28 protein-coding genes are annotated in these 26,143 nt (G+C 38.7%); 6 read left to right on the top strand and 22 right to left on the bottom strand.

Annotated features, from left to right (window positions below):
• Window positions 1–25 precede the first annotated feature (25 nt).
• The 11 genes from R4Z09_RS04345 to hemG form a co-directional block, all read right to left on the bottom strand.
• On the bottom strand, window positions 26–1,930 hold the full coding sequence (locus R4Z09_RS04345) for a XylR N-terminal domain-containing protein (RefSeq protein ID WP_338451142.1): 1,905 nt from the start codon (window positions 1,928–1,930) through the stop codon (window positions 26–28).
• Between the two features lie 11 nt (window positions 1,931–1,941).
• Window positions 1,942–2,238, bottom strand: a complete 297-nt coding sequence (locus tag R4Z09_RS04340; protein WP_338451141.1) for a 2Fe-2S iron-sulfur cluster-binding protein — start codon at window positions 2,236–2,238, stop codon at window positions 1,942–1,944.
• A 159-nt stretch (window positions 2,239–2,397) separates the two neighbouring features.
• The gene (locus R4Z09_RS04335) at window positions 2,398–3,291 is read right to left on the bottom strand and encodes an adenylyltransferase/cytidyltransferase family protein (RefSeq protein ID WP_338451140.1); all 894 of its coding nucleotides are present in this window, start codon (window positions 3,289–3,291) and stop codon (window positions 2,398–2,400) included.
• A 160-nt stretch (window positions 3,292–3,451) separates the two neighbouring features.
• Window positions 3,452–4,654, bottom strand: coding sequence for an acyl-CoA dehydrogenase family protein (locus tag R4Z09_RS04330; RefSeq protein ID WP_338451139.1), 1,203 nt, complete (start codon window positions 4,652–4,654; stop codon window positions 3,452–3,454).
• Window positions 4,655–4,752: 98 nt separating this feature from the next.
• Complete coding sequence (locus R4Z09_RS04325; RefSeq protein WP_338451138.1) at window positions 4,753–4,956, bottom strand: 4-oxalocrotonate tautomerase family protein; 204 nt, start codon at window positions 4,954–4,956, stop codon at window positions 4,753–4,755.
• A gap of 18 nt (window positions 4,957–4,974) precedes the next feature.
• The gene (locus tag R4Z09_RS04320; RefSeq protein ID WP_338451137.1) at window positions 4,975–5,889 is read right to left on the bottom strand and encodes a catechol 2,3-dioxygenase; all 915 of its coding nucleotides are present in this window, start codon (window positions 5,887–5,889) and stop codon (window positions 4,975–4,977) included.
• Window positions 5,890–6,139: 250 nt separating this feature from the next.
• Entirely contained in the window at window positions 6,140–6,517 is a 378-nt protein-coding gene (locus R4Z09_RS04315) for a YbaN family protein (RefSeq protein ID WP_338451136.1), read from the bottom strand.
• A 139-nt stretch (window positions 6,518–6,656) separates the two neighbouring features.
• Window positions 6,657–7,682: a 4-hydroxy-2-oxovalerate aldolase gene (dmpG, locus tag R4Z09_RS04310; protein ID WP_338451135.1), complete on the bottom strand. Its 1,026-nt coding sequence runs from the start codon at window positions 7,680–7,682 to the stop codon at window positions 6,657–6,659.
• A 25-nt stretch (window positions 7,683–7,707) separates the two neighbouring features.
• On the bottom strand, window positions 7,708–8,592 hold the full coding sequence (locus R4Z09_RS04305) for an acetaldehyde dehydrogenase (acetylating) (RefSeq protein ID WP_338451134.1): 885 nt from the start codon (window positions 8,590–8,592) through the stop codon (window positions 7,708–7,710).
• A 48-nt stretch (window positions 8,593–8,640) separates the two neighbouring features.
• The gene (locus R4Z09_RS04300; RefSeq protein WP_338451133.1) at window positions 8,641–9,420 is read right to left on the bottom strand and encodes an IclR family transcriptional regulator; all 780 of its coding nucleotides are present in this window, start codon (window positions 9,418–9,420) and stop codon (window positions 8,641–8,643) included.
• A 211-nt stretch (window positions 9,421–9,631) separates the two neighbouring features.
• Window positions 9,632–11,035 (bottom strand): protoporphyrinogen oxidase, encoded by a 1,404-nt coding sequence (hemG, locus tag R4Z09_RS04295; RefSeq protein ID WP_338453196.1) that lies wholly within the window; start codon window positions 11,033–11,035, stop codon window positions 9,632–9,634.
• A 181-nt stretch (window positions 11,036–11,216) separates the two neighbouring features.
• On the opposite strand from hemG, the gene R4Z09_RS04290 reads away from it, so the two are divergent.
• Window positions 11,217–11,564 (top strand): ASCH domain-containing protein, encoded by a 348-nt coding sequence (locus tag R4Z09_RS04290; RefSeq protein ID WP_338451132.1) that lies wholly within the window; start codon window positions 11,217–11,219, stop codon window positions 11,562–11,564.
• A gap of 8 nt (window positions 11,565–11,572) precedes the next feature.
• Window positions 11,573–12,013 (top strand): DUF2269 family protein, encoded by a 441-nt coding sequence (locus tag R4Z09_RS04285; protein WP_338451131.1) that lies wholly within the window; start codon window positions 11,573–11,575, stop codon window positions 12,011–12,013.
• Window positions 12,014–12,078: 65 nt separating this feature from the next.
• Here R4Z09_RS04285 and R4Z09_RS04280 read toward each other — a convergent pair whose 3' ends face one another.
• Both R4Z09_RS04280 and R4Z09_RS04275 read right to left on the bottom strand, forming a co-directional pair.
• On the bottom strand, window positions 12,079–12,381 hold the full coding sequence (locus R4Z09_RS04280; RefSeq protein WP_338453195.1) for a hypothetical protein: 303 nt from the start codon (window positions 12,379–12,381) through the stop codon (window positions 12,079–12,081).
• Window positions 12,382–12,565: 184 nt separating this feature from the next.
• Window positions 12,566–13,750, bottom strand: coding sequence for an aminotransferase class I/II-fold pyridoxal phosphate-dependent enzyme (locus R4Z09_RS04275; protein WP_338451130.1), 1,185 nt, complete (start codon window positions 13,748–13,750; stop codon window positions 12,566–12,568).
• Window positions 13,751–14,000: 250 nt separating this feature from the next.
• Between R4Z09_RS04275 and R4Z09_RS04270 the strand changes: the two genes are divergently transcribed.
• On the top strand, window positions 14,001–14,705 hold the full coding sequence (locus tag R4Z09_RS04270; RefSeq protein WP_338451129.1) for a pirin family protein: 705 nt from the start codon (window positions 14,001–14,003) through the stop codon (window positions 14,703–14,705).
• A 44-nt stretch (window positions 14,706–14,749) separates the two neighbouring features.
• On the opposite strand, the gene R4Z09_RS04265 is transcribed toward R4Z09_RS04270, so the two are convergent.
• Window positions 14,750–15,634 carry a selenium metabolism-associated LysR family transcriptional regulator gene (locus R4Z09_RS04265; RefSeq protein WP_338451128.1) on the bottom strand — a complete coding sequence of 295 codons (885 nt, stop codon included), beginning with the start codon at window positions 15,632–15,634 and terminating at the stop codon, window positions 14,750–14,752.
• A 174-nt stretch (window positions 15,635–15,808) separates the two neighbouring features.
• Here R4Z09_RS04265 and R4Z09_RS04260 point away from each other — a divergent pair, with 174 nt between their 5' ends.
• The gene (locus tag R4Z09_RS04260) at window positions 15,809–16,498 is read left to right on the top strand and encodes an SIMPL domain-containing protein (protein WP_338451127.1); all 690 of its coding nucleotides are present in this window, start codon (window positions 15,809–15,811) and stop codon (window positions 16,496–16,498) included.
• An 88-nt stretch (window positions 16,499–16,586) separates the two neighbouring features.
• Here R4Z09_RS04260 and R4Z09_RS04255 read toward each other — a convergent pair whose 3' ends face one another.
• Both R4Z09_RS04255 and R4Z09_RS04250 read right to left on the bottom strand, forming a co-directional pair.
• Window positions 16,587–17,555 carry a carbohydrate kinase gene (locus tag R4Z09_RS04255; RefSeq protein WP_338451126.1) on the bottom strand — a complete coding sequence of 323 codons (969 nt, stop codon included), beginning with the start codon at window positions 17,553–17,555 and terminating at the stop codon, window positions 16,587–16,589.
• Between the two features lie 54 nt (window positions 17,556–17,609).
• Window positions 17,610–18,467: an MBL fold metallo-hydrolase gene (locus R4Z09_RS04250; protein WP_338451125.1), complete on the bottom strand. Its 858-nt coding sequence runs from the start codon at window positions 18,465–18,467 to the stop codon at window positions 17,610–17,612.
• A gap of 143 nt (window positions 18,468–18,610) precedes the next feature.
• On the opposite strand from R4Z09_RS04250, the gene R4Z09_RS04245 reads away from it, so the two are divergent.
• A complete protein-coding gene (locus R4Z09_RS04245; RefSeq protein WP_338451124.1) occupies window positions 18,611–18,754 on the top strand; it encodes a hypothetical protein in 144 nt (47 codons plus the stop codon).
• 46 nt (window positions 18,755–18,800) lie between these two features.
• Here the strand turns inward: R4Z09_RS04245 and R4Z09_RS04240 are convergent, their stop codons facing one another.
• The 6 genes from R4Z09_RS04240 to R4Z09_RS04215 form a co-directional block, all read right to left on the bottom strand.
• Complete coding sequence (locus tag R4Z09_RS04240) at window positions 18,801–20,072, bottom strand: LysM peptidoglycan-binding domain-containing protein (protein ID WP_338451123.1); 1,272 nt, start codon at window positions 20,070–20,072, stop codon at window positions 18,801–18,803.
• 151 nt (window positions 20,073–20,223) lie between these two features.
• On the bottom strand, window positions 20,224–20,571 hold the full coding sequence (locus R4Z09_RS04235; RefSeq protein WP_338451122.1) for a nitrous oxide-stimulated promoter family protein: 348 nt from the start codon (window positions 20,569–20,571) through the stop codon (window positions 20,224–20,226).
• Between the two features lie 385 nt (window positions 20,572–20,956).
• Entirely contained in the window at window positions 20,957–22,471 is a 1,515-nt protein-coding gene (locus tag R4Z09_RS04230; protein ID WP_338451121.1) for a DHA2 family efflux MFS transporter permease subunit, read from the bottom strand.
• 203 nt (window positions 22,472–22,674) lie between these two features.
• Window positions 22,675–23,145, bottom strand: a complete 471-nt coding sequence (locus tag R4Z09_RS04225) for an S-ribosylhomocysteine lyase (RefSeq protein ID WP_338451120.1) — start codon at window positions 23,143–23,145, stop codon at window positions 22,675–22,677.
• 56 nt (window positions 23,146–23,201) lie between these two features.
• Entirely contained in the window at window positions 23,202–23,900 is a 699-nt protein-coding gene (locus tag R4Z09_RS04220; RefSeq protein WP_338451119.1) for an LrgB family protein, read from the bottom strand.
• A complete protein-coding gene (locus R4Z09_RS04215) occupies window positions 23,866–24,252 on the bottom strand; it encodes a CidA/LrgA family protein (RefSeq protein WP_338451118.1) in 387 nt (128 codons plus the stop codon). Before R4Z09_RS04215 ends, R4Z09_RS04220 begins: the two co-directional genes overlap by 35 nt.
• Before the next feature lie 178 nt (window positions 24,253–24,430).
• Between R4Z09_RS04215 and R4Z09_RS04210 the strand changes: the two genes are divergently transcribed.
• On the top strand, window positions 24,431–26,104 hold the full coding sequence (locus tag R4Z09_RS04210) for a glycerol-3-phosphate dehydrogenase/oxidase (protein ID WP_338451117.1): 1,674 nt from the start codon (window positions 24,431–24,433) through the stop codon (window positions 26,102–26,104).
• Window positions 26,105–26,143 lie beyond the last annotated feature (39 nt).

The raw sequence follows: 26,143 nt of genomic DNA, 5'->3' as shown, positions 1-26,143 counted from the left end.
ACAATTACCTCCAAAATAGTCTTCTTTAATATTCATCTATATTCAAATCTTCAGTGGCTTCCAAATCAATCTCTCCCCAATAGATAAAAAATTGAAGAGCTAAATAGATTTGGTACCCGACCTTTGGATTGTTGATGTCCGTTTCTAGAATTTCGTTTATTTTCCGTAATCGGTATCGTAACCCGCTGATGGAAAGGCTCATCATTCGGGCTGTTTTATAAAGATTACTTCCATTACTAAGGTAGCAGTATAACGTTCTCGTTAATTCCATATCTTTAAATTTATCTTCTTTTATTAAATTCCCTAATTTTTTTTTGATAAATTTTTCAATCGGCTTAACATTTTTCATGTGGTACATGACTCCTTCAATTCCTAGAGAGTCAAAAAATACAAATTTTCTTCTATCGTTTGCAACCTTTAATGCGGATTGGCATTCATCGAATAGCTGAGCTGCTTCTTCAATTCGTTCAATACTAGAGCTAATGCCTGCTTTTAATTGATACTCGGGATATTTCCTGGAACAATAATCAATAAGAGATTGACAAAAGCCATTTTTGTTTTTTGAACTATTTAACTGCAAGCCTTCCGACAGTAAAATGACGATGTGCCCCCATTTTTCCCCAAGCAATGCATTGATTTTTCTATCCTTAAGAAATAGAGAAATATCACTCGTTAACTCATGCAAAGCACTATATTCATCCGTACCCTCCAAGCTTTCTTTGGGTTTGGAAAGCCCAATCATGAAGTAAGGGCCTTCTAATTGAAATTCAATGTAGAAAGCTTTTTTCCTTAATTCATCTTCAGAGATTCTGTTGGCTAACAGATCATCTAATAGGTTTCCTTGAATTTGCTGCTCTGTCATAATACGTGTTCGTTCATTCATTAAATAAAGTGAACACGCAATGGATCCCTGTTCCAAAAATAATTGATCAACCTCTTGCGGCACATGATCACGATAAAGAAAAGAACAATAACCCACTATTTTCTTATTCAAGTAGATAGGGGTTATGAGTATGTACATGTCATCGGACAACTCTAAATTAGTTGATTTGTTAATTTCCCCTAAGCCATTTAAAGAGTTCTGTATATTTTTCAAGTTGTCTGTAAAACAGGCAATATCTTCCCCTGCGGCACCTGCTGTTGCAAGCGAATTCATTTCCTCATTTACAATAAAAACCGGTAACTCACTAATCTTATAAAGCGCTTTTGCAATTGAGCTTAAATTACTTTCCCGAAGTACTTCTTTCGTTAAAATATGATGAGCCTCATAAAACTTACTAAGGTTATCCCGTTCAGTTTTTAATTTTTTGAATGTGTTGTCCAATTCATCTATGATACTATTAGACTCATAATATTTAAGCTCTTCATCTACTTCCCCATCCCATTCCTCAATGGTATGACAAACAGCGCGGCAGTGTTTATGACCCATTGCCATACATTCAACTTCTTTAGCAATAACCTTTTTTCCAAGAATGGTTGTTAAATAACCGCTTGCATAACCAACAAGTGTATGACAAACAGGCTTGTCACTTTTTCCAAACATTTTGAGATATTCTTCAGCCTCATATGAACTTTTCCAAATGGCTTCATGATCGATTGTTTGTGCTGAAAAATCCACCTCAACGGCGACTTCCTGGGTTTCTTCTAAATACCCGTGAAGAATATGTAGTTTCGGGCCAGCACGCAAGAGCTCTTTTTGATTGTCCCAATTCATTTTCTTAATTTTTTCTGCATCACTTATTCCACAATGCCACCCATATCTTAGCAAGAACCCTTTCGCCCGTTCTAAACCAATGGTTTCTGTCAGTTCCTGGCGGAGTGTGCCAAGTGCAGATGCAGGAATTGTTAACATGCGATCTAGTGAAACATTTTTGATGCGTTTACCAGGAACGTTATACAACTGCTCTAGATGAAGTCCACTAGCTACCATGTATTCACCACCTATAGGGAATTTGCAACCTTTGATATATCGGTCAACATCGAAATATTACTTCTTGGATATGTTTTACATGCCAGTGTGTAGTTTAACTCTCTTTCACTTTCAGGCAATGCTGCCTTAGACATTTTCTTTCTAAAATATTCTCCTTCTTCTATTTTAATTTTGCACATTCCACAGCCCCCACCCTTGCATCCATATGGAATTTTGACACCTTGTCTGTTTGAAGCATCCAATAGACTTTCATTCTCGTCACAAGTGATAACATGACTATTTTGATCGATTACTTTAATGTTTAACATTATTCCTCTCCCTTTCTTATTTAACAAATCTTTTTGCTAAAGTATTGTTATATAATAAACAAAGGGAATTTCTACCATTATCACCTACATTAATATCAACGATAGGTAATAATTATTATTCTATAAAAATGTAAAAATTCCTTTTTTATTTTTGAAAAATCAGAATATAGTTGAGGCATGTGCTGCTAGTCTGAGGTCTGCTATCATTCGTTTCGGATCTGTTACACGATTAAGCCATTTGAGTTTTATCATTAAATCCTTACTTTTTTTAAGCGGCCATACTAGCCGGATATCGAAGATAGAAGTTTCTGCACTATTAGGACGTACATAAGCTGTACCATGATAGATACGTTCTCCCATTTGTGCTTCCATTTCATATAATCCCGTTTTGGGCAGTGTAAAGTAGGGCGCGGTTATGACCTCAGCATGGAATGAACCTTGTTTTATCACAATTGATAAAGGAAGAAGCTCACCCCTTGTTTCATAGAAATCTCCTAAATAATCGGCCACCTTCAAGACCTGTCCTGCTGCAAGCAGCTCTCTAATTAAGGTTGAGCTAACTTTTCTGCCGTCCTCTTCCAGCTTTGAAACAGTTGTCACTTGAAGTGAGTAATTGCTATCACTATGAAGGGTCTGCATATTTCCCATCCCTTTGTGGCCATATGTAAAGTCAAAACCTGCTACAACGTGTAGTGCTCCAAGTTCAACCAAATATTTGTGAACAAAATCCTTTGGAGATAGCGCAGCAAAACTTTTCGTAAAATCAATCACATATAACTTGTCGACACCAAGGTCAGAAAAAGTTTCAGCCTTTACATCGATTGGCATTAAGTAATTTACCTTTGTGTTTTCACAGCTAAACACTTCTTTCGGGTGTGGAAAAAAAGTCATGACTGCTAGCTTAAGATTTTTCTCTCTGGCAATTTCTCTTGCTTCAGCGATTACCTTCCTATGGCCAAGATGCACGCCATCAAAGAAACCTAATGCCATAACACAAGGTTCAGGGTGCAGGAAAGAAACATCATCGGAATGCCCTACATACTCAATTTCCAAATGCCCTCTCCTCCCTTCTTTATTTTTAGAAGCAGGTTGATTCCACGTTCCAGGTACGAAGATTCTTATGGTTCAAGAATTGAAGATCATTAACTGATCTTCAATTCTGACCCAGTTTTTTCTACGAAACTAAAAAGTTAAATTTAAATTTATTACAAGATTACCAGACAGGATCACCAGGTAATCCAAATAATGTTCTGCCGTAAGCAGCCATTGAATCTTCCCATAAGCTGTTAGGATGAGAACTAACTGCTAAAATATCCCTTGTAAATAATTCAGCAGGATCTCCTTTATAAATTGCGGTTCCGCCAAGTGTGGTCAAAATCTTGACAGCCATGTCTCTTGTTTTAGCTGCAATATGTCCTCTAATTGCAAATACTTCTTCCCGCTCCTCATCTGAGACAACATTTCTGCCTTCTTCCTGCCATTTTTCAAGAATCTTGACATAACGGTCTAAAAGCCCCAAGCATGCGGCTAATTCTATTTTTAGTTCGGCAAGAAGCCGCTGGCTGCCGCCGGATTTACTTTCATTAGATCCGCCTTTAAAGACACGAACACGCTTTTCGGTACGCTCCTGGAATATGGAAATGAGTCTTTCAATACCACCGATTGAAACTGCTGGGAATCCCAGTAAGAAAAGCGGCATGAACGGCATTCGATAGACAGGATCATTCTTGTCATAATCCCCGCCAACAGGAATTCCGGTTGCTAATAGATTTTTAGCAGGTACTATCATGTGCGGCGGAACATAAGTACCTTCAACAAGAACGCCGTTACTGCCTGTACCACGCATGCCAATCGTGTCCCAGTTTCGGACGATTTCAACATCAGACGTTGGCAGAACAAATAAACAATATTCAGGTCCTTCTCCTTCATTTAGTTCGGCCATTGCTCCGAGACCGACCCAATCACTTGAAAGAACGCCACTGCAGAAATTCCACTGTCCATATAGACGGAAGCCCTCTCCATCTTTTTCAACTTTACCGACTGGAGCAACAACATCAGCAAGCAGCGTGTCTCCTCCAAGAACCTCATCTCTTCCTTTTGGAGGAAGATAGGCAGGCCAAACTTCATGAGCAGAATAGAAATAAGCAAGCCAGGCTGCTGCCATACTATGGCGGGCTACCGTACGAATCATTTCCGTATATGTTGTTAAATCGACTGAATGACCGCCGTATTTCTTTGGTTTCATCAATTTATGAAACTCTGCTTCTTTCATAGCTTGGGATACTTTATCAGAAAGATGTCCATTTTTGTCGGCTTCCATTGCTTCAGCCTCAGCCATTTTACCGATTGCCTCGGCATTAGCAAGCAATGTTTCTCTATCCATTTTTCCTTTTAACAAAACATTATAAGTGGCCATATTGCTTGTTCCTCCTTTTATTTTGTAGTGAGAGTTCCCATCCATACTATCAATTTAATCTGACACCGCTTACAAAGTTTAATGAAGAAAAGATTTCGTTATTTTGCTGTCTTTTCTAGTCTCTTTTTTACTGATTCCCCTTCAATGCCCCAATTTTCAGTTGGCAGCTCGTGAAGCAGCACTCGCACGGTACTTAATGGCAGATTTAAAACAGATGAAACTGTATTAGATGTTTCTTTAATCAGTTGTTCTTTATGATCTGGTGAAAGTTCACCAAATAACTTTACTTCAATGATTGGCATATCTTAACCTCTTTTCTATTAAGTAAGCGCATTAACGAATGAATCGATCATTTCTCTTCTATGATAGAAAATTCCATGTGCAATTTTATCTTCTGTCCATGTAATTGTAGGTGAGTCAGGATATGTAGTATATCCGCCTGAATATGCTTCGTTTCGGTTTCCAGATGGGTCAAAGAAATAGACTGTTTCTGCTCTTGTCATAGCATGGCGTGTAGGTGTTACTTCAATAGGCACATCATATCTGGCAAGTCGGTCTGCGGCATGCAATACATCATACCAAGATTCAACCTTGAAGGCTGCATGGTGTAATTTATTGTCTGGTCCTTTAATAAAAGCAATATCATGTGCTTTTCCATTTTGGGCATGCATAAAGCTGCCTACCATGTCCTCCCCATCTAATGTCATGATTCTTTCGCTCTGAAACATTTCAAGTGTCTCTGTAAAGAACCTTGTAACTGTTTTCACATCTTCGCCAATTAAAAGAACATGATCAAATCGATGTGGTGCAATCCCCTTCGTTCCATCCGGCCAAGGATGCGGGTTTAAGGTACCTGTCTTCTTTCCTAAATGCTCAATTTCGTGGTATAGCTCCATCTGATGCCCAGTTGGAAGTGTAAAGCGAATGGCTTCCCCCTCTGCAAGTCTAGTGCCCTTTGAAACCCGCTTTAACGTACAGCCGAATTGTTCGATTTTTCTTTCATAATACTCAAGATCTGATTCATTCCGAACTTTAAAAGCAAAGTGATCAAGACCTGGCGAATCTGCCTCTTGCAGTATCAGACTATGATGATCAAATTCATCCCAAGCCTTCATATAAACTCTTCCTGCACTTCTTCCTACTTCTTCTAAGCCAATAATATTTGTATAGTAATTTACAGATTCCTCAAGATCTAACACTCTTAATTCAGCTCTTCCAATTCGCATAATACCCATTTCCAACACTCCTTCGTTTTGGTTAGTAAGTTAATTGGTGTTTATATTCTTATTATAGTTTTAAGTATTTTCTGAATATACAGTTAATTGTGTCGTTTTTCATACAAATCCGTATATTTTTTTCGTACGAATCGTACTAATCGTCTAAAAATTTGTCATAACTTTTCATACTTATTCCATCTCTTAACACAAAAAGACCACCAAGTTTAATCTTGGCAGCCCTATTCACTCTTTAATAATAATATCCTGACTACTTAACTGTTTTTATTTTGTAAATAAAATAATAATATTTATAAGCGACAACAAGGAGCAGGATGATTCTCACAATAATTTTGTCAGTAAGGAAAAAAACAATGGCAATCATCACATCAGCAAACAGTAAAATACTCCATTTTTGCTTTCGTGTCATGGATTTGTCCCTGACAAAATCCTCTAAATATTTCTTATACCAGTTGGTTCCTTTAAACCAGCGATCAAATTTCTTAGACCCTTTTACAAAGCAAAAAGCCGCTAAGAGGAATAACGGCGTTGTTGGTATTAACGGTAAAATAATTCCAATGATTCCTAATCCGAGAGATAAAAGTCCTGCTAAAATAAAGGCAAAACTGACAATTTTTTTTATGAGCATGATCTCCTTTCATTTGGTAGTGGTAGGAAGCATTATTCTCATAGAAAAAGTATATCTTATCTTAGAATTGAAAACAAAAAAATTCTCATAGAAAAAAGGAGACTCTACTAAGAATCTCCTTTTCCGTCATAAGTGTAGATTATTTAGATACTGCTGCTTTTGCTCTAGCCATTTCTGCAGCAACGTCAATGATCATATCTTCTTGTCCGCCGACAACTTGGCGTTTTGCTAATTCGATTAAGATGTCACGAGCATCAATGCCAAATTGTTGACCTGCACGTTTTGCATGGTAAGCAAATGTTGAGTATACACCTGCATAGCCAAGTGTGATTGCTTCTCTTGTAATCGTTGGTGTTACAGGAAGAAGAGGTGCAACAATGTCTTCTGCTACATCTTCAATTTTATATAAATCAATACCAGTTTTAATTCCCATACGCTCACAAACAGCTACAAGAGCTTCAGTTTGTGTATTACCAGCACCTGCACCAAAGCAGCGAACACTACCATCGATACGAGTTGCTCCAGCTTTAATAGCTGCAACAGAGTTAGCCATTGCCATAGATAAGTTATTGTGGCCGTGGAAACCAATTTCACATTGAAGTGATTGTCTTAATGCACTAATACGCTCCGTTACTTGTTCTGGAAGTAAATAACCTGCAGAGTCAGTCATATAGACAATATCTGCTCCATAGCTTTCCATTAATTTAGCCTGCTCAACTAATTTCTCAATAGGAGCCATATGTGCCATCATAAGGAATCCAACTGCTTCCATTCCTAATTCTTTTCCCATTGCGATATGTTGTGGAGCAACGTCTGCTTCTGTTACGTGTGTAGCAACACGAACCATTTTTGCACCTAGGCTTGCAGCTTCTTTTAATTCAGTAAGAGTACCGATTCCTGGTAATAAAAGAACAGCCACTTTTGAATCGCCAGCAACATCTGCTGCTGCTTCGATTAATTCCATATCACTTACTTTTGATAGACCGTATTGTAAAGATGAGCCTGCTAAACCATCACCGTGTGTTACTTCGATATAAGGTACACCTGCATCAGCTAATCCTTTAGTTACAGCTACTACTTGATCTACTGTATATTGATGTCTAACAGCGTGGCTTCCGTCACGTAAAGCTACTTCAGTTATTAGAATATCTCTTTCAGTTGTCATGATTATTTTTTCCCCTTTCTTCAGCTCAAACTGTTTCCTTTAATGTGTTTTTCGCAAACTCTTCAGCCACACGAACAGCAGCAGATGTCATGATATCTAGGTTACCTGAATACTCTGGTAAGTAGTCTCCAGCACCTTTTACTTCAATAAGAACAGTTACTTTATTGCCTTCAAAAATTGGTTCCGCACGTAAATGATAACCAGGAACGTATGATTGAACTACCTTTTCCATTTCTGCAATCGAGTCGCGAATGGCTTGTTCGTCCATTTTTCCTTCTTCAACAAGTGCATATACAGTATTACGCATCATGATTGGAGGTTCAGCTGGGTTTAGGATGATAATCGCTTTCCCTTTGTCAGCACCGCCAACTACTTCGATTGCTTTTGAAGTTGTTTCAGTAAATTCATCGATATTCGCACGAGTACCAGGGCCTGCAGATTTACTTGAAATTGTCGCAACGATTTCACCGTATACAACGTTAGCAACACGGTTGATTGCATGTACCATTGGAATAGTAGCTTGTCCACCGCAAGTGATCATATTGATATTGCTTTTATCTAAGTGTTCATTAATATTTACTGCTGGAGATACGTATGGTCCTACTGCAGCTGGTGTCAAGTCGATCATTTTGATTCCGCGCTCTTGACATAACTTGTCGTTGTAAAGGTGAGCTTTAGCTGAAGTAGCATCAAACATGATATCTGCTTCTAAAGTAGGGTCTGCAAAGAAACCGTCGATTCCTGTGTCAACACCTGCATAACCTGCTTCTCTTGCACGGCGTAAACCGTCTGATTGCGGGTCAATACCAATTACTGCTGTTAATTCTAAGAATTCTGATCTTCCTAATTTAACCATAAGGTCTGTACCAATATTACCTGAACCGATAATAGCTGCTTTTAACTTTGCCAAAATAATTCTCCTCCTGTATATAAAAGTTATATATATAATCTGTTCTCATCATTTTGTATGAGAAACATTTTTGTAGCCTAAACATCTTGAAACCTCATTTGCCGCACTTTTGATTCCCTCTATGACCATTGGAACCCTGTCCTCTGTAAGTCTCATCTTCGGTGAGGCACAGCTGATTGAAGCGATTGCATTTCCGTTGTGATCAAAGATAGGCGCAGCAATACATTTGAGACCTAACTCAATTTCTTCATCGTCCATGGAATAACCATGCTCTCTTGTGAAATCCAGCTGCTTTTTAATTTCATTGACATCGGTTACAGTAAATTCCGTAAATGATTCTAATTTACCTGAAGATAAAATTCGATCCACTTCTTTTTCATCTTGATAAGCAAGAATCGCCTTTCCAACCCCTGTACAATGAATCGGAGCTGTTTTACCCACATATGAAGAGATTCTTAACGTATGAGGTCCTTCAACCTTTTCAACATAAATTAATTCATCCTGCTGTCTGATAACAAGGTGAACCGTTTCTTTCAATTTATCAACTGTCTCTTTTATGATTGGCTGTGCAATTTTGACAATGTCCAGTTGATTTCCGATGAAGGTTCCTAGTTCAAAAAGCTTTAAACCTAGCCTATACTTTAAATCTTCTGCATTCTGCTGAAGGTATCCTCTGTGCTCTAAGGTTTTGATCAGCCCGTGAACAGTGCTTTTAGACAAGCCTAGTTGTTCACTGATTTCCTTCACACTTAATTCTGGTTTCGAAATCATAAACAACTCAAGGATATCTGCAGCTCTTTCTACTGATTGAATTAAACGTTCTGTCACGACTGCCCCCTTAGTTTTGTTCGGCATTATCGAATGCCGTTCGTAATACTTTCTACATTCTTATCATAACGGTCATTTTAATTTTCGTCAATATTTTTTTAGTAATCAAATGTTTGATATTTTTAGAATTGTGTCCTTAACGTGACCTTTCAGCTCTTTATGAATAAAAATCATCCTTTTAATAGATTTTTACAAAGAAAAACAGGACAACTTAATAGTTGTCCTGTTTTTCTGTAAGACCAGATTTGATTTTTTCTGCTGTTTTTTGTCCGTTTTCAATACAGTCTGGAATCCCGACACCGTAGTAAGAACAGCCGGCAATGAAAACACCGGGATAGTTTAGAGATAATTTGCTTTCTATCGCCAGAACGGTTTTCGGATGTGCGATTGAATAATTCGGCATTGTACCTGACCAATCGGTAACGACACTTACAACTGGCTCAGCCTTTATTCCAAGACTTTTTTGTATATCCGACAGAGCAAATTGCAACAGCTCTCCCTCGGACATTCTCTGCAATTGAGGAAACTTAGGATTGCTGCTCTTATAAAAAACTCTAACAAGCAGGTTCCCAACCTTTGAGGTATGCTTCCATTTTCGGCTGGTCCATGTACAGGCGTTACATGATATTTGATCACTATCTGCCGTAATGAAACCAGTTCCTTCTAATGGAAGTACCTGATCCGGTATATCAAAGCCAATATAAACACTGATCATCGAACTATTTCTTAATTGATTGAACTCCTGTTTCAGTTCCTGATCTGGTAATAAATTTTCCGCTTCATTATGCGGAATCCCCAGCATCACCTGGTCTACTTCTATTAAATCGCTATTAGAAAAAGATACCTGATAGCGATTACCTGTTTGTTCAATCCTTACCGCTTTTGTATTTTTAATTATTTCAACATCCTCAAGTGTCTGTTCATAGGCATCAATAAGTGAACTTAAGCCATTTTTAAACGAGAGGAATTTTCTTTCACCGCTTTGAAATTTATCCTTATTGGCTGCAAACCCTTTAATAATGCTGCCGTATTCCTCTTTATAATCCAATAAATATGGCAGGGTTGAGGCAATCGTTAAATCGCTGAGTTTGCCGGAATATACACCTGACAGAACTGGTGCAATTTGCTTTTCAACTAATTCTCTGCCAAAACAAAACTCAAGTAAGGCTCCGACTGAATCATTTTTTGTAAATGTATCATTTTTTGTATAAAAGTCCTTTAATGCCTCAACCTTTCCTTCAGCAGAAACAAGCGTGGTTTTGGCTAATGACTCAATACTTGCCGGAATGCCAAATACAGATTCGTCAGGAATAGGTTTAAGTTCTCCATCTGTAAAAATATAAGAGCGACCGGTTTCGTTATAAACTACTTCATCCTCCAAGCCGAGGTCATTAATAAAGGACATGGTACTTGCCTTTCGAGCGACAATCGAATCGGCGCCAGATTCCATAATAAAATCATCAGTTTTTATTGTTCGAATCTTTCCCCCTAGATAGTCCGACGCCTCGACCAGAACAAGACGTACATCTGATTGATTTTCCTTTTTCCACTTTTGTAATTCATACATAGCTGACAGGCCGGTTATTCCCCCGCCAATGACCAAAACAGTTTTCATCATTCACACCTCAGTCTAGGTTCCATTCCTTTAAAGTGTATCATTTTCTGTATTGTCAGACACCGCAAAAGGACAAATGTTTACCATTTATTTTTTACGTGTCTGACACCGGATAATTAGTAGTCTGACAAGAAATATGGTAAATTATAAAAAACTATATAATGAAAGGAAGATTAATGAAATGAATCATGAAGAAAACAATGCTCTACCACCAAAAACATGTTCGATTGATCGACTAGTAACAGTGGAGGAAGATGTACAGAAGGTTCTTGAAGGAAAGAAAACCGCAACTCGAAGAAATGGAAGATATGCTGATGTAGGAGAAATCATGGAGTTAAAGGGTAAAAAGTTTGTTGTTGAAAAGGTTTATTCACAGGCACTTGGTGAATTAACAGACGAACATGCGCGCCAGGAAGGCTATCAAACCGTAGAAGAATACAAAGAGTCAATTTTATCCTTCCATCCGGGAATGCCATGGCTTCCGCAAATGCGGGTATGGGTGCATGAGTTCAGACCGGTTAATGATTAACGTGTAAAGTGGAAGCATTATACCGTACAATCATCTATCTGCACGTGAGCAGTACGATTGTCTCGATTGGACCATTTTTTATCCTTATACCGGTTTTAACAAAGCTGCGCCAGACAAAGGATGCAGAATTGGCTGCCTATTTACATACATTTCACATGGTAGTCAGACTGACTAAGCATGCAGGCCACGTCCTTATCATTTCAGGTATCCTTCTAATTTGGATAGGACCATGGCCGTGGAATACGCCATGGATTATTATGACGCTTGTCATTATGTTTTCGTCACTATTTTTTCTAGCGCGGGCCTTTACACCGAAACTGCAGAGGTTCCGTGAGACTGACGCTAATAAAGAGGAACTGGTAAAACAGCTGACCCGTTCCCTATGGATGTACATTCTCCTCCTCATGATCATGCTTTGGTTTATGGTTGTGAAACCTGCTTTATGGTAAAAAACAGCGTAAGGCACCACAAAAAGACAAATGGTTTCCATTTGTCCTTTTGTGGTGCCTTACACCTATAATACTTTATCAATTTTATCAATAAACATCTGAAACACTTTTTTTCTTTCCTCTAAATCCTTAATGGCCTCCTTTAATTGATTATATCTCTGTTCAAAAGGCTTTTGATACATTTCACGGATGCTGCGAATAATATCTTCATTTACGGTTGATTGAACGACCTGCTTTGTAATACTGAATTTATATGAATACAGTTGAAGTTCATTTTTCGTCTTCTCGTATTCATCATCTATTTCCTGTAGTCGATTGTCTATTTCCTTCTTCCATTCTTCTAACGAATTTTTCACATGAGTTTCCATAATCATTCCTCTTCCCCATATTGTCATTAGTTATTTAAAAAAAATCGTTTCTTACCATTGTAACAATCATTCTTTTCAATTTGTTTTCTATTCCATTACAAGGATTGTGTTTATATTAAAAACAAAGTACAAAAAGACCAGCTTTTTAAAAAGGCTGGCTTTTATACATTATCGTATTGTTTTTCTATTTCGGTTTTTGATTGTTTTTACGAAGAAATTGTTCAATCCGTTTCGCCGCTTCAGCAAGCTTTTCCGATGATTGAACAAGAGCCATTCTAACATACCCCTCGCCTAATTTACCAAAAGCATCACCGGGAACGACAGCAACTCCTGCCTCTTCAATTAATGTAAAAGCAAACTCACGGGAAGTCCATCCGGAAGGGATCTTCGCCCATACAAACATGGTTGCAGGGGATTTAGCTACTTGCCATCCAGCTTGTGCTAGGCCTGATATTAAGACATCCCTGCGTGTTTCATACTCTATAACCTGCTCATCAAGTACAGAATAGTCTGATGTCAAAGCGGTGACCGCCGCCATTTGGATTGGATAAAAGATTCCATAATCTATATGGGACTTTAAGGCTGCCAAAATACTAAGAGTCTCCGGATTTCCCACAACATATCCAATACGGCAGCCAGCCATATTGAAGGTTTTAGACAGCGAATTAAATTCAATGCCGACCTCTTTTGCGCCAGGAACAGACATAAAGCTTATTTGCGGATGAGAATCGAAAATGAGTTCTGAATAGGCAAAGTCATGAACAACAAGGATATTATTTTTCCTTGCAAACGTTACGACCTCTTCGAAGAATGAAACATTCGCTAATGCGGTAACTGGATTTCCCGGATAGCTGATAATCATCATCTTCGTCTTCTGTAAGATCTCTAATGGAATCTCATCAAGCTTTGGCAGGTATCCATTTTCCTCCAATAATGGCATCGGATAAACGTTGCCGCCGGCCAATGTCACACTAGCTTCATAAATTGGATAACCAGGGTCCGGAACAAGGACATATTCACCTGGATTAACGATCGCTGTTGCCAAATGGGAAAGCCCATCCTGTGAACCCATTAGCTGCAGCACTTCATCATGTGGATTGAGCTCCACCTCATACCGTTTTTTGTAAAAGTGTGCTACTGCTTCATTAAACTCATCTATTCCCTTTAAGGTATATCCGTATTTCGTTAGATCTTTACTGTGCTCGACAAGTGCATCCACTACATAGGCTGAAGGAGTCATATCAGGACTTCCAACACTTAAATCGATAATATCTATTCCTTTATTAATTGCATCCCGTTTTTTATTAGCCAGTTCTGTAAAAATTCCCGTCGTTAATTTTTTTAATCTCTCTGAAGCAGCAATCTTCATGGTAATCCCCCAAATCTTTATACATTTTTGAATCTGCTGAAGGTTCTATTTAGATGTTATCATATTAATATAATGTGATATATTCTATCAAATGAATTTAGTTGACAAGACTCCTAATAAACGATTATAATTTATCTTGAATTAAAGATTTTTTATTTAAAAGTATTTTTATAAAAAATACAACATGGGCAGAGTCATTTCTGCTAATCATAAAATTAGTATGAAAAAATAACTATCAAAGGAGATTATTATGTTACGAAAAATAGATCACACCAAAATGGGCAGAAGCAACCTTGGCTGGCTTCAAAGTATTTTTCATTTCTCATTCGCAGAGTACTATAATCCGGCAAATATTAATTTCGGCGTGCTGCGTGTCATCAATGATGATCTGATTGCCTCTCAAACCGGCTTTGGTACACACCCACACCGTGATATGGAGATTATTTCATACGTCGTTGATGGAGAATTGACACATGCTGATAGTATGGGAAACCAAAGGTCGATTACTAGAGGTGAAGTTCAATATATGAGTGCAGGGACTGGGGTACTGCACAGTGAATATAATTACGGAAAGAATACTTTAAGAATGCTGCAAATTTGGATTATTCCTGATGAGCGCGGTTATACACCAAATTATGGTGATTACCGTTTTAATTGGGATGACCGCCATAATAAGTGGCTTCATATGGTATCAAATAAAGATGGCGACGCTCCTATCAGAATCAATCAAGATGTCAACTTTTATTCCCTAGAGCTTTCACAGGATAATGAAATTAATTTTCCCGTTAAGAAAGGAAGGCAAGCCTACTTAGTTCAAATAGAAGGAACTTCAAACATTAACGGAAATTCTTTAACAGCGAGAGATGGCCTCGAAATCGTTGAAGAGGATATTACGATTCACGCTGTTGAAACATCACACTTCATAGTCATTGAAATGTCAACGGAAATTGAATAAGTATAAGTATGAAACGAAAAAGAGCGAACAAATTTCGCTCTTTTTTAAATCAAATTTTTGGCTTCTTCTATAAATTTATTTGATGCTACAGATTGAGTTCGATTAATATTGTAGACAAGATAGAAATATCTTATATGTTTAAAATCCTCTATGTCATACATACGAATCCCTTTGCTTCCGCTACTTTCTCTAGCAGCAATCTCGGAAATAATTGAAATCCCAATTCCTTCTTTAACAAACTGTATTAAACTTTGACTGCTATCCGTATAGGCAATAATATTCAACTGGTCATGTGTAATCCCATTCTCCTTTAAAAACCGCTCGAGCAGTGCGTTCGTTCCTGAATCAGAATGACGCATGATAAAAGGATATTTTAATAGCTCATGGATATTTACAGGGCTGGAAAATTCCATTTGGTCGGATGAAATCAATACTAGCCTCTCTTTTATAAGCGGAATGTAGTGAAGCTTGTCATTTTCATATTTTTCCCCGATAATACCGAAATCAACAGATCCATTTAATACTTTTTCGACAGCATTTTTTGAAGATGATTGGTTAATATGAAAAAGAATATGCGGATGATCCTTTCTAAATTGCTTTACCATTTTAGGAATCATAAACTGTCCTGGAACAGAGCTGGCTGCAATACGGATATTTCCCTTCAATTCTGTCATATCCTGACTTAAATCAAGTAAAGCCTGGTCCTTTAACTCTAAAAGTTTTAAGGCCCATTCATACAACCTTTCCCCATGAGGAGTCAGAACACTTTCCCGTCCAACACGATCAAACAATGTGACATTAAACATTTTTTCCAACGAATGAATATGGGAACTCACAGTTGACTGACTTAAGTAAACATGTTCAGCTGCCTTGGAAAAGCTTCTATGCTCCACCACTTTCGTAAATATATATAATTGATGTAAATCCATCTTACACCTCGGTTCACTGGAAAATGATTAAGACTTTCCCTAATTATAGCTATACATTCATTATAATTAAAAGCTTTCTATTTATCATTATGACCTTAATGTCTTTTATTGTCATATTAACTATTTCAATACATATCATAGTATGATTTTAAATTGTTTGTTTGAGGTGATAACATGCAATTTTCCAAAGGCTTTCAGCCTTATCAACATTATTCACCATATAGGAGCTACTATCCTTTTACATTAACAATTGAAGGTGAAGGTAAAATAAGGGTTAGCCCCGATCAGGCTACGATAACATTAGGAGTCATAACGGAAAATCCAAATGTACAAATTGCCCAAGAAGAAAACACTGCCATTTCAAACTCAGTTATCCTCGCATTAAAACAAATAGGGATTGATGACAGTGAAATCAGAACAACCGTTTATTCCGTCAACCCACGCTATGATTTTATCGAGGGGAAATCAATCTTAAAGGGTTATGAGGTAGAACACCACTTTGAAGTCACAGTGAAGGATCTTACAACTATAGGAAACGTTTATGATATGGCCATGAAAAATGGGGCAAATCGCAGCGGCATGATACAGTTTTTTGTGGCAAACCCAGATGTCTTTTATCAGGAGGCATTAAAAAAGGCCGTGGAAAACGCACAGAAAAAGGCTACAGAAATAAGCAGTACCATTGGAGCAACACTTAGTCTAATGCCGATAAAAATAACAGAGCAGCGCGATCAGTCATTAAGACCATTCCCCGCCTTTTCAGCCGCAGCAGCTTCTGTTACAAAAAATGAAGTACCGCCGATTCAAACCGGCGATTATACAATCGTTGCTCATGTAAGAGTTGTCTACGCTTATGGTGGATAAGTAGTTCACAAAAAATAAGAAGCTGTCTCAGTGGGACAGCCCTTATTTTGGATTTATCCATAGCAGGTAACACTGTATTTACAATGCATTAACCCTTTAACAAACTTTCAATCTGTTCCTTTGATGGCAGGGCAGAAATCGCCCCAAATCCAGTCGTGGTTAAAGCTCCACTTGCGTTGGCAAAACTTAATATCTCTTTGTGATGCAAATGTAAGGTAGATTCTAAGTTTGAGGAACTAGTATTTAATTCCATCACTTTATATAAAAATCCGCCAATAAAAGCATCACCTGCACCTGTCGTGTCTTTTACTTCAACTGAATATCCATTTGATTTATATATCTCTGACCGCAGTATTAACTCTGCTCCGTGTGCACCCTTTGTGAATACAACTGCTTTCACCTTTCCCACAAACAAGGATTGAAGTGCTTTTTCCTGATTTCTAATGCCTGTTATAAATTCTAGTTCTTCATCAGAAACCTTGACTACATCTGCAAGGGGAAGAAACTCAAGAATGGCTTTTCTGCAGTCCTCTTTACTCTTCCATAATGGCAGCCGGACATTGGGGTCAAAACTAACAAGTCCGCCTGCCTCTGTTACAGCTTTTATTGTTTTCTTATGTGCTTGTTTCATTGGACTCTCAACAAGATCAACTGAACAAAAATGAAGGAAATCATCTTCTTCGAACCAAGACGGATCAATTTCTTCCTCGTTCAACAGTAAATCCGCGGAAGGGTTTCGATAGAAGGAAAAATCACGTTCCCCATTTTCCTTCAGCGATACAAAAGCTAAAGCTGTATTCGCTTCATCTGTACGAAATAGTTTATCTGTTTCAACCCCTGCCTCCATCAGTGTCTCCACTAAAAAATCCCCAAAAGCATCCTTCCCTAATTTAGAAATCATGGAGGACTTTTGTCCGTATTTGGAAACAGCTGCCGCAACGTTTGCCGGTGCCCCGCCAGGAGCCCGCTCAAAAGAACGAACGTTTTTTAAAGCTGTCCCCTTTTGCATTGGAATAAAATCGATTAATACTTCACCAATCGCAAACAGTTTTCCCATCTTGTCACCTCAATCTATACATGACATCTTTCCTTCAAAGTATATCTTGTATCTCTAATGTATATTTTTCGGTACATATTTTCCATATTCCGGTAAAGCAATCGTATTAAATTCTTCCACAAGTTTTTGTAAACTGTCTGTTAATTGTGTTCCCGACATCGGCAGTCCATGACCTGTTATTGCAACTGACGGGTGTAGTTTCTCCAACTTTTCAACAGATGCACGGGCCGTATCCCAGTCAGTTGTTAAATATCTCGGCGGGCCGCTAATTTCTTGTTCCTGTGTCAGCACTTTATAGAGATATTCCTGTTTTACCGTTATAAACGCATCTCCTGCAATTAATGCTCGATCTTCCTCTCGAAAAAGAGAAATATGCCCTGGAGTATGGCCAGGTGTGTGGACCCACTGAAACGAAGGCATATGTGGCACACTCCCATCTGTTGGGAGTGCTTCTACGTGATCTCCTAAGTTTATTGGTTCATTCGGAAACAAAGGGGATATTTTGGCAACCATTCCCCCTTCAACAGTAGGATCTGGTTCTGGATATCTCTCTTTCCCTGTCAAATAAGGCATTTCTAGTTCATGTGCGTAAACAGGAATCTGCCAATGTTTTACTAACTCAATAATGGCCCCAACATGGTCAAAATGACCATGCGTTAATATAATTGCTTTTGGCTGATTATTTACACCAAAACGTTCTTCAGTAACAGAAATAATCTCATCAGCTGAATGCGGCATCCCGGCATCTACTAACACAAAATCCTTTGAATCCGGCCGGCCGACTAAACAAATATTTACTATTTGAATCGTATGGCAAAATAAATCCGGTAATACCTCAATCCCAATTCCACTGCCTACTGATGTTGCAGGAATAAATTTATAGTCATCACCGTAAGACATTTGTTCATCCATAATAAATCCCCACCTCAGTTCAATATCAAAGATAGTTTCTCCCTATATTTTTCGTATATGCGGATTGTAGTTGAGTCCATTCGACAGCATAAAATGGACTCGCTCGTTTCAAACTAAGTTATACAATTTTAGGAGGAATTCACATGTCACAACAATGCTTCTATTGTGCAAACCAAACAGAGGAAAACGGAGTCCATCATGTCACATTTCATGTGTCAAATTCAGAAAGAGAGGAACTATTGTGTGATGAATGCTATCAAGAATGGCTTCAGGGGATAAAGGGGTAGTTGAAATTCAAAAAGGCAGCAAATCTTCATTGGCTGCCTTTCTTTTTTATAATTTAATTACATCAATATGATTTCTCATATACTCCCAATTTTGTGGAGAAGGCAGGCTTATTTGCCAAAATGTTGTCCCATATAATTGATATAAGTCCATTAAATTGTATTTCTCTATATAGCTTCTAATATCTTCAAACCAAACAACATGCTCTTCGAGTCCCTTCCAATAACGATACCATGGTGCCTTGGCAATTGCATCGTATTGAATAGGTGCTCTAGCAGTAAGGGCAAGATTTTGTGCATCTTGAACTGACAGCGCAGTCGTCTCATTACTCGGGACTACCTTATCATACCCATACAAAGCAAGTGATATTTGCAGTTTTCTTGGATTGATATGGGTGACTGCATAATTGATTACTTGTTCTACCCAGCCTATCGGTGCAATGGGGGCAGGCGGTCCTGTCGGATAACCATAGTCAATCGTCATAACAGCTACAAAATCAGAGGCATTACCAATTGCTCTATAATCATAGCCGCCCACAATCGGGTTCAGGGGTAGGTCTTCACTTTTTGCATGTACATTGACATGTAAAATCAGCTCTCCTAATTGAGCCTTTAAATCCCGTAAAAATAAGGTAAAGTCTTCTCTTCGTTCCGGAGGAATAAATTCAAAATCAATGCTAACTCCACCATAGCCTCTTTGTTTTGCCAAATTGACAAGACTCAAAATTAGATTATTTCGATATACTTCATTTCCAAGCACCGTTCCAATTAATTCCGATTTAAAACCATTAATAATATTTCGAATCATTAATAACGGAATCACGTTAAGCTGTCTGCTTCTTTCCACCAAACCGCCATCGTTTAATTTCATAAAGGCATATCCTTCATTTGTTAAAGAATAAGCAGCGATTGCTAAGTAAGTTAATTGGTCAGCTACAGCCTCTAAGCTTTGAATGGAAGCTTCAAGCGAATATGGCTGGATAAAGCCTAACGTTGCTAACCTCATCTTAATCGGTGAAGGTATTCGTAACCTTTGTCCAATAGACAAAAGATAAGGCGTTTGCAAATCAGGATTTTCATTTATTAAAGAGGAAACAGACGTATTGTAGCGCTGAGCGATGTTCCATAATGTATCTTTAGGTTTTACCTGATAAATTCGAATCGGTAATCGGCCGCTTTCCGGGATATAAAGTGCAAGTCCAGGTACGATCAAGCCAGTGGCAGTTAGTCCATTCGTACGGACAATGGTGGAGATTGGAACACTGTAGTAGTTGGAAATGGTCCATAAACTTTCACCATTTTTTACCACATGAACTGCCATACCTTTTCCCCTCCTCTAGTATCCTTACCATTTTATTGAATGAGGGAACCATATATTCTTAAATCTATAAACAATCACAAAACAAAAAAAGTAACTTCATGGAAAGTTACTTTTTCAATCATATTTCTTCACAGCTGAGCTGAGTTTATCATCAATGCCAGTGTGTAACTTTTTCCTGCCAAATATGTCTAACCGCAAGTACCGGATGATAAAGCAGCATCCACGGGCCAGAAAAAATCATGACATCCTTAATTTTTTTGCGATAATCTGGTTTATAGCAGTGCACTGGACAATATGAGCAAAAACTTTTATCTTCCCCAAATTGGCAAAATGATAATCTCTTCATTGCATATTCTTGTAAGTCCTGACACTCTTCACATAGTTCATGGCGATGATGATGATTTTTCCGACAATAGACCTCAATCATTTTCTTGACCGTTTCTTTTTCTTTCTGGATTCTTGGCCCATTATTGAGTACTTTTTGTTGTCTTATTGTCACCGTTCACACCCTCACTTCTTAATGTATTAAATTACAATTCAAATAAACCATATCATATTAAAGAAATTTTTAGATTGATTTATATCACATTCCAGACGATGATTTGTCTCTTTATACTATAAAATGGCTCTTTTTAACAATGGTTGTTGATTTCCGTTCCGGGCACTTCGCTTTCCGCGGGCGACCACCGAGCCTCCTCGACACTCCGTGTCTCCGGGGTCTCGGCTGTCTCGCTTCTCCCGCAGGAGTCTACGTGCCCTCCACTGCAATCAACTCTGCTAACTAAAAAACAACATTGTGCTATAACAAGCCTATAAAATAAAAAACTCGATAGAAGAAAACTTGTCCAGTCTTCCTCTATCGAGTTTACTTATATTGCTCTATCTTAATTCCCTGCTAATTTCGTTACAGGATTAATCTGTCTGGGTTTTTCTTCTAGTGGGTCCTCGGCTTGTGTTTCCCGTTTGATGAAGAAAGCTAAAATAAGAGCAATGGCAATGATAATGGTGCTAATAAAGAAGGTAAAATTAATTCCATCTAGTGTGGCTTTCAGGAGCATCTGCTGCTGTACTTCGGCTGTCGGCTGACCCCCGCCTTGATGAATGGCATCGGTCATTAGCCTGGACATGACATTTTCTGTACGGTTTGACATGAGCGTAACCAACAGCGCTGTTCCAATCGCTCCTGATACTTGGTTTAACGTATTATTCATCGCGGTACCATGTGGATAGAACCGTCTTGGCAGCTGATTCAGCCCATTTGTTGAAACAGGCATCATCACGAGTGACAATCCAAGCATCCTAACAGCATGAATAATGACTAAAGACATATAGGTTGTTTCAAATGTTAATTGACTAAATAAATACGTTGAAATTGCCGTAATGGCTAAGCCGGTAATAGCTAAGATTCTGCCGCCGATTATATCAAATAACCGCCCTGTTATGGGAGACATAGTTGCGTTAAGCAGTGCTCCCGGCAACAGCATTAAGCCAGCGTCCATTGGGGAGATGCCGCGGATCGTTTGAACGTAGATTGGCAGAAGTAAAAAGCCGGAAAACATAGCCATGTTCATAATCATCGTAATGACAGATGATAAAGCAAACATTGGATACTTATATACACTAAAGTTAAGCATCGGATCTTCAAGTTTTGCCTGCCGTAAAATAAATAATATTAATGAAATAACACCGATACCAATTGTTACATATACCTGCGGGTTATCCCATCCTTGATTTCCGGCTGAACTAAATCCATACAGTAATCCGCCAAAACCGATACTTGATAGCAGCACTGATAAAGAATCAAGTCTGATATCGACGTTCTCCTTCTTATCCTTCAGTTTGAAAAAGCCAATCAGAAGAATAACAGCGGCGATCGGCGTAATAAAGTGGAACAGCATTCGCCAATCATAATGTTCTACAATCCATCCCGATAAGGTAGGCCCGATCGCCGGGGCAAACATTAGGATTAAACCAAAAACCCCCATCGCTGTTCCCCGCTTGTGAATCGGGAAGCTTACTAACATAACATTCATTAATAACGGCATCATGATGGCTGCTCCTGCAGCCTGGACCATTCTCCCTAACAATAGAATGAAAAAAAGATGAGCGATCCCTGCAATAACTGTTCCTGCAGTAAATAATCCCATTGCTGTTAGAAATAATCGCCTAACAGAGTACTTACGAATTAAAAAGGCGGTTGTTGGTATCATAACCCCGCTCACCAGCATAAAACCAGTCGTTAACCACTGAACGGTTGACGTCTCAACATTTAAATCCTTCATAATAGAAGGCAATGCAATATTTAATAAAGTATTATTTAAAAATGTAATAAAAGCACCAACCAGCAGAACGGCAATAAGTCCGTAGGGCGGCCGGCCAGAATTGATCGATTGATCCATTTTTGTTCCCCCTTTTTATTATGGGTCCTCAATCATGAACTGAAAAGACACAAGAAAAAATCACATATCAGTAGTTTAGATATTGCAACATAAAATATCCATATATTCTATTGATCAACATAACTTTTACATGGGATATAACTTCCTGAAGCACAAAGAAAAACTACTTTCAACAGAAAGCAGCTTTTCATTATAGCCATGTATTATTCTTCTCCAAAAACATCCTGCCATTCATTTCTCTTTGCAAGCATGTCACGAGCAAGTTCCTTTGCTCCTTCTAAACTGTGACTGGCAGCCCAGCCGCATTGAACCTCATTGCATGCCGGCACTTCATCCGCTTCTAGAACATCCTGTAAAGTCTTTTCCAGAATATCTAAGATTTCATCATGATTATCATGATTAATCATCGTTAAATAAAAGCCTGTCTGACAGCCCATTGGACTTACATCCACAACTAAATCTGTATGATTTCGAATATTTTCCGCCATTAAATGCTCTAGTGAATGAAGAGCAGGCATTTCCATATGCTCCTTGTTTGGCTGCTTAAAGCGGACGTCATACTTATGGATGACATCACCATTTTGTCCGGTCTTTACACCTGCAAGGCGAACATAAGGTGCCCTTACTTTTGTATGATCAAGATTAAAACTTTCTACATTCATTTTTTTAACCATTATCAATCACTCCTCCAAATTAAATTATATCATATCATATTCATGTCCCTGCTTACTTATAGCTGTATAATCGGATACAGCCACGGCAGAATAATCGATGTAAGTATAGCGGCACACCCCATCGCCATACTCGAAACTGCTCCTTGAATCGGTCCTTCCTTAACAGCTTGACTCGTTCCAATAACATGCGATACTGTTCCGATTCCAAGCCCTCGTGAAAAAGGGTCCGAAATCTTTGTTATCGTTAAAATCAATGGTGCTAATATTGCTCCAAATAACCCTGCAATGATCACAAAGGCCGCTGCAAGCGAAGGGTCTCCTCCGACAAGCAACACCGCTTCAATAGCTACAGGAGTTGTTACGGCTTTTACAGTAGATGTTGCTTGAATCGTATCCGATAAACCAAGCGCTTTCGATAACCAAACGGCTGATATGATTGTTGAGATCGTCCCGATGATTAAGCCAAATAAAGCCGGGAATAATTTTTCCATGATTACATCGCGATTATGATACATGGGCACGGCAAGTGCAACGGTTGCTGGTCCCAATAGAAAGGTCATCCACTCCTTTGCAGGCGTGTATTGTTCATAGGAAATTCCCATCAAATGAAGTGCGAGAATGATCACGATCGTTGCAGTTAATACCGGCGTCGTAAAGGGTGATAACACACGGATGGATAACCATCTGGCACCAAGATATACTATGATTGTCAAGATAATACTAATGAAAGTTAGACTGCTCATGCTTATGTTCATGCTTAGACACCGCCCTTCTTGCTAGAAACTGTGTCAATCCTGATGTCACGAGTAAACCGATAACAGAGCTGACGAAAATCATAATCAGCAGTTGGATCCCGCTCGTTTGAATCAGCCCACCGTAATTCATTAACCCAACCGCAAAAGGAATGAAAAAAAAGGCCAGATGCTTATTTAAAAAGGTTGTCGCCTTCTCGATATACTGTACTTTTACTATTCCGCTTACTAATAATAAAAATAATAAAATCATGCCAAACACACTGGCTGGGATAGGCAAATCTAGGAAACTTACAATATAATCAGATACTGCGTAAATCAGCCAAATAAAAAAAAGCTGCAAGATAAATTTCATATCCTTGTCACCCCTACATAAGACTAGCGTCATCTATAATAAGATTTAACATAAGTGATGAACTTTTATGGTGTATGATGTAAAAGAGCCTAATTTTACAAGGAAATTAGGCTTTTTCTATTATAGCATACTGATTCCCTAATATTCTTGTATTATATTTTCCAAAACGGAGGGATGAATGATGTGTGAAGCATTTTCTAGTTTAGATAGAAGCTCCGTGTTAAAGAAAATGGAGAAGGAAGAATTTGATGTATTGATTATTGGCGGAGGGATCACTGGGGCTGGAATTGCCTTAGATGCTGCAAGCAGGGGAATGAAGACCGCGCTCGTTGAAATGCAGGACTTTGCTGCCGGAACCTCCAGCCGTTCCACCAAATTAATCCACGGCGGCCTTCGTTATTTAAAAAATTTTGAGCTGCCACTCGTAGCCGAGGTTGGCAGAGAACGAGCAATTGTTTATGAAAATGGACCACATGTTACGACACCGCTGAGGATGCTGATACCGGTCTACAAGAAGACTGGATTAGGGATGTTTACCACATCATTAGGGTTACGCCTCTATGACTTTTTAGCGAGGGTGAAAAAAACAGAACGATGCCGCATGCTTCGTAAGGAAGAAATACTGGCACTGGAGCCAAAGCTCAAAAAGGATGGCTTATTAGGCGGTGGTCTGTTTGTTGAATACCGGTCCGACGATGCCAGATTGACCATCGAAGTGCTGAAAGAGGCCGCAAACCAAGGAGCACTAGTCATGAATTATACAAAAGTGACTGACTTTATCTATCAGAATGGAAAGCTGGCAGGTGTCTATATCCAAAATCAATTGGATGAGCAGGAGTTTGAAATTCACGCAAAAAAGATTGTCAATGCAGCTGGTCCATGGGTCGATAGATTGAGAGAACAAGATCGTTCTTTAACGAATAAGCATTTGTACTTAACGAAAGGGATTCACCTTGTTTTTGACCAGAGCGTTTTTCCGTTACAACAGTCTGTCTATTTTGACACACCCGATGGCCGAATGGTCTTAATTATTCCAAGGGATGGAAAGACGTATGTTGGAACGACGGATACACCATACAATGGAGATTTAACAAATCCAAGAATGACAGTCAGCGACCGGGATTATCTCCTAAATACCATTGGTTATATTTTTCCAGATTTGAATATAAAAGTAGGTGATATTGAATCCAGCTGGGCAGGGATAAGACCCTTAATTCATGAAGCGTCCAAAGGTCCATCTGAAATTTCTCGAAAGGATGAAATTTGGACTTCACCATCAGGATTAATATCCATTGCAGGAGGAAAGCTAACCGGCTATCGTAAAATGGCGGAAAAGATTGTCGATACCCTTACCGAATCATTTCATAAAGAAGCTGGTATCATGTTTCTTCCCTGTCAAACAAAACAACTGCCTATTTCAGGCGGCTCTGTCGGCGGATCACAGCAATTCTCTTCTTTTATAGAAGGAAAAATCCAGCGAGGACTGAAGCTTGGACTAAATCAGAATTCTGCCTATTTACTTAATAAAAAGTACGGCTCAAATATTGATGATGTTTATGGGATCATGGAGAGAGATAAGACCGAAGCCGAAACCTTTGGACTTCCGCCTGACATTTATGCTCAAGTCATTTACAGCATCACAAAAGAGTATGCCTATACACCTGTTGACTTTTTTCTGCGCCGGACAGGAGCGTTACTTTTTCACAGCGAATGGGTACAGAAATGGAAAACACCCGTAATTGAATTAATGAGTTACCAGCTTGGCTGGAGTATGGAGAAAAAAGAGTTCTTTCGATTAGAGCTTGAAAAACAGATAACGGAGCAGTCAGCAGCAGTGGACTCAGACATATAGTTGAGCAAATCTCCATAAAAGAAAAGGGTGCAGGCACCC

Origin of the sequence: Niallia oryzisoli, assembly GCF_036670025.1 — a bacterium.
GTDB lineage: Bacteria > Bacillota > Bacilli > Bacillales > Cytobacillaceae > Bacillus_BD > Bacillus_BD oryzisoli.
Note: the sequence above shows the minus strand (reverse complement) of the source record. Positions and strands in the feature narration are given on the sequence as shown.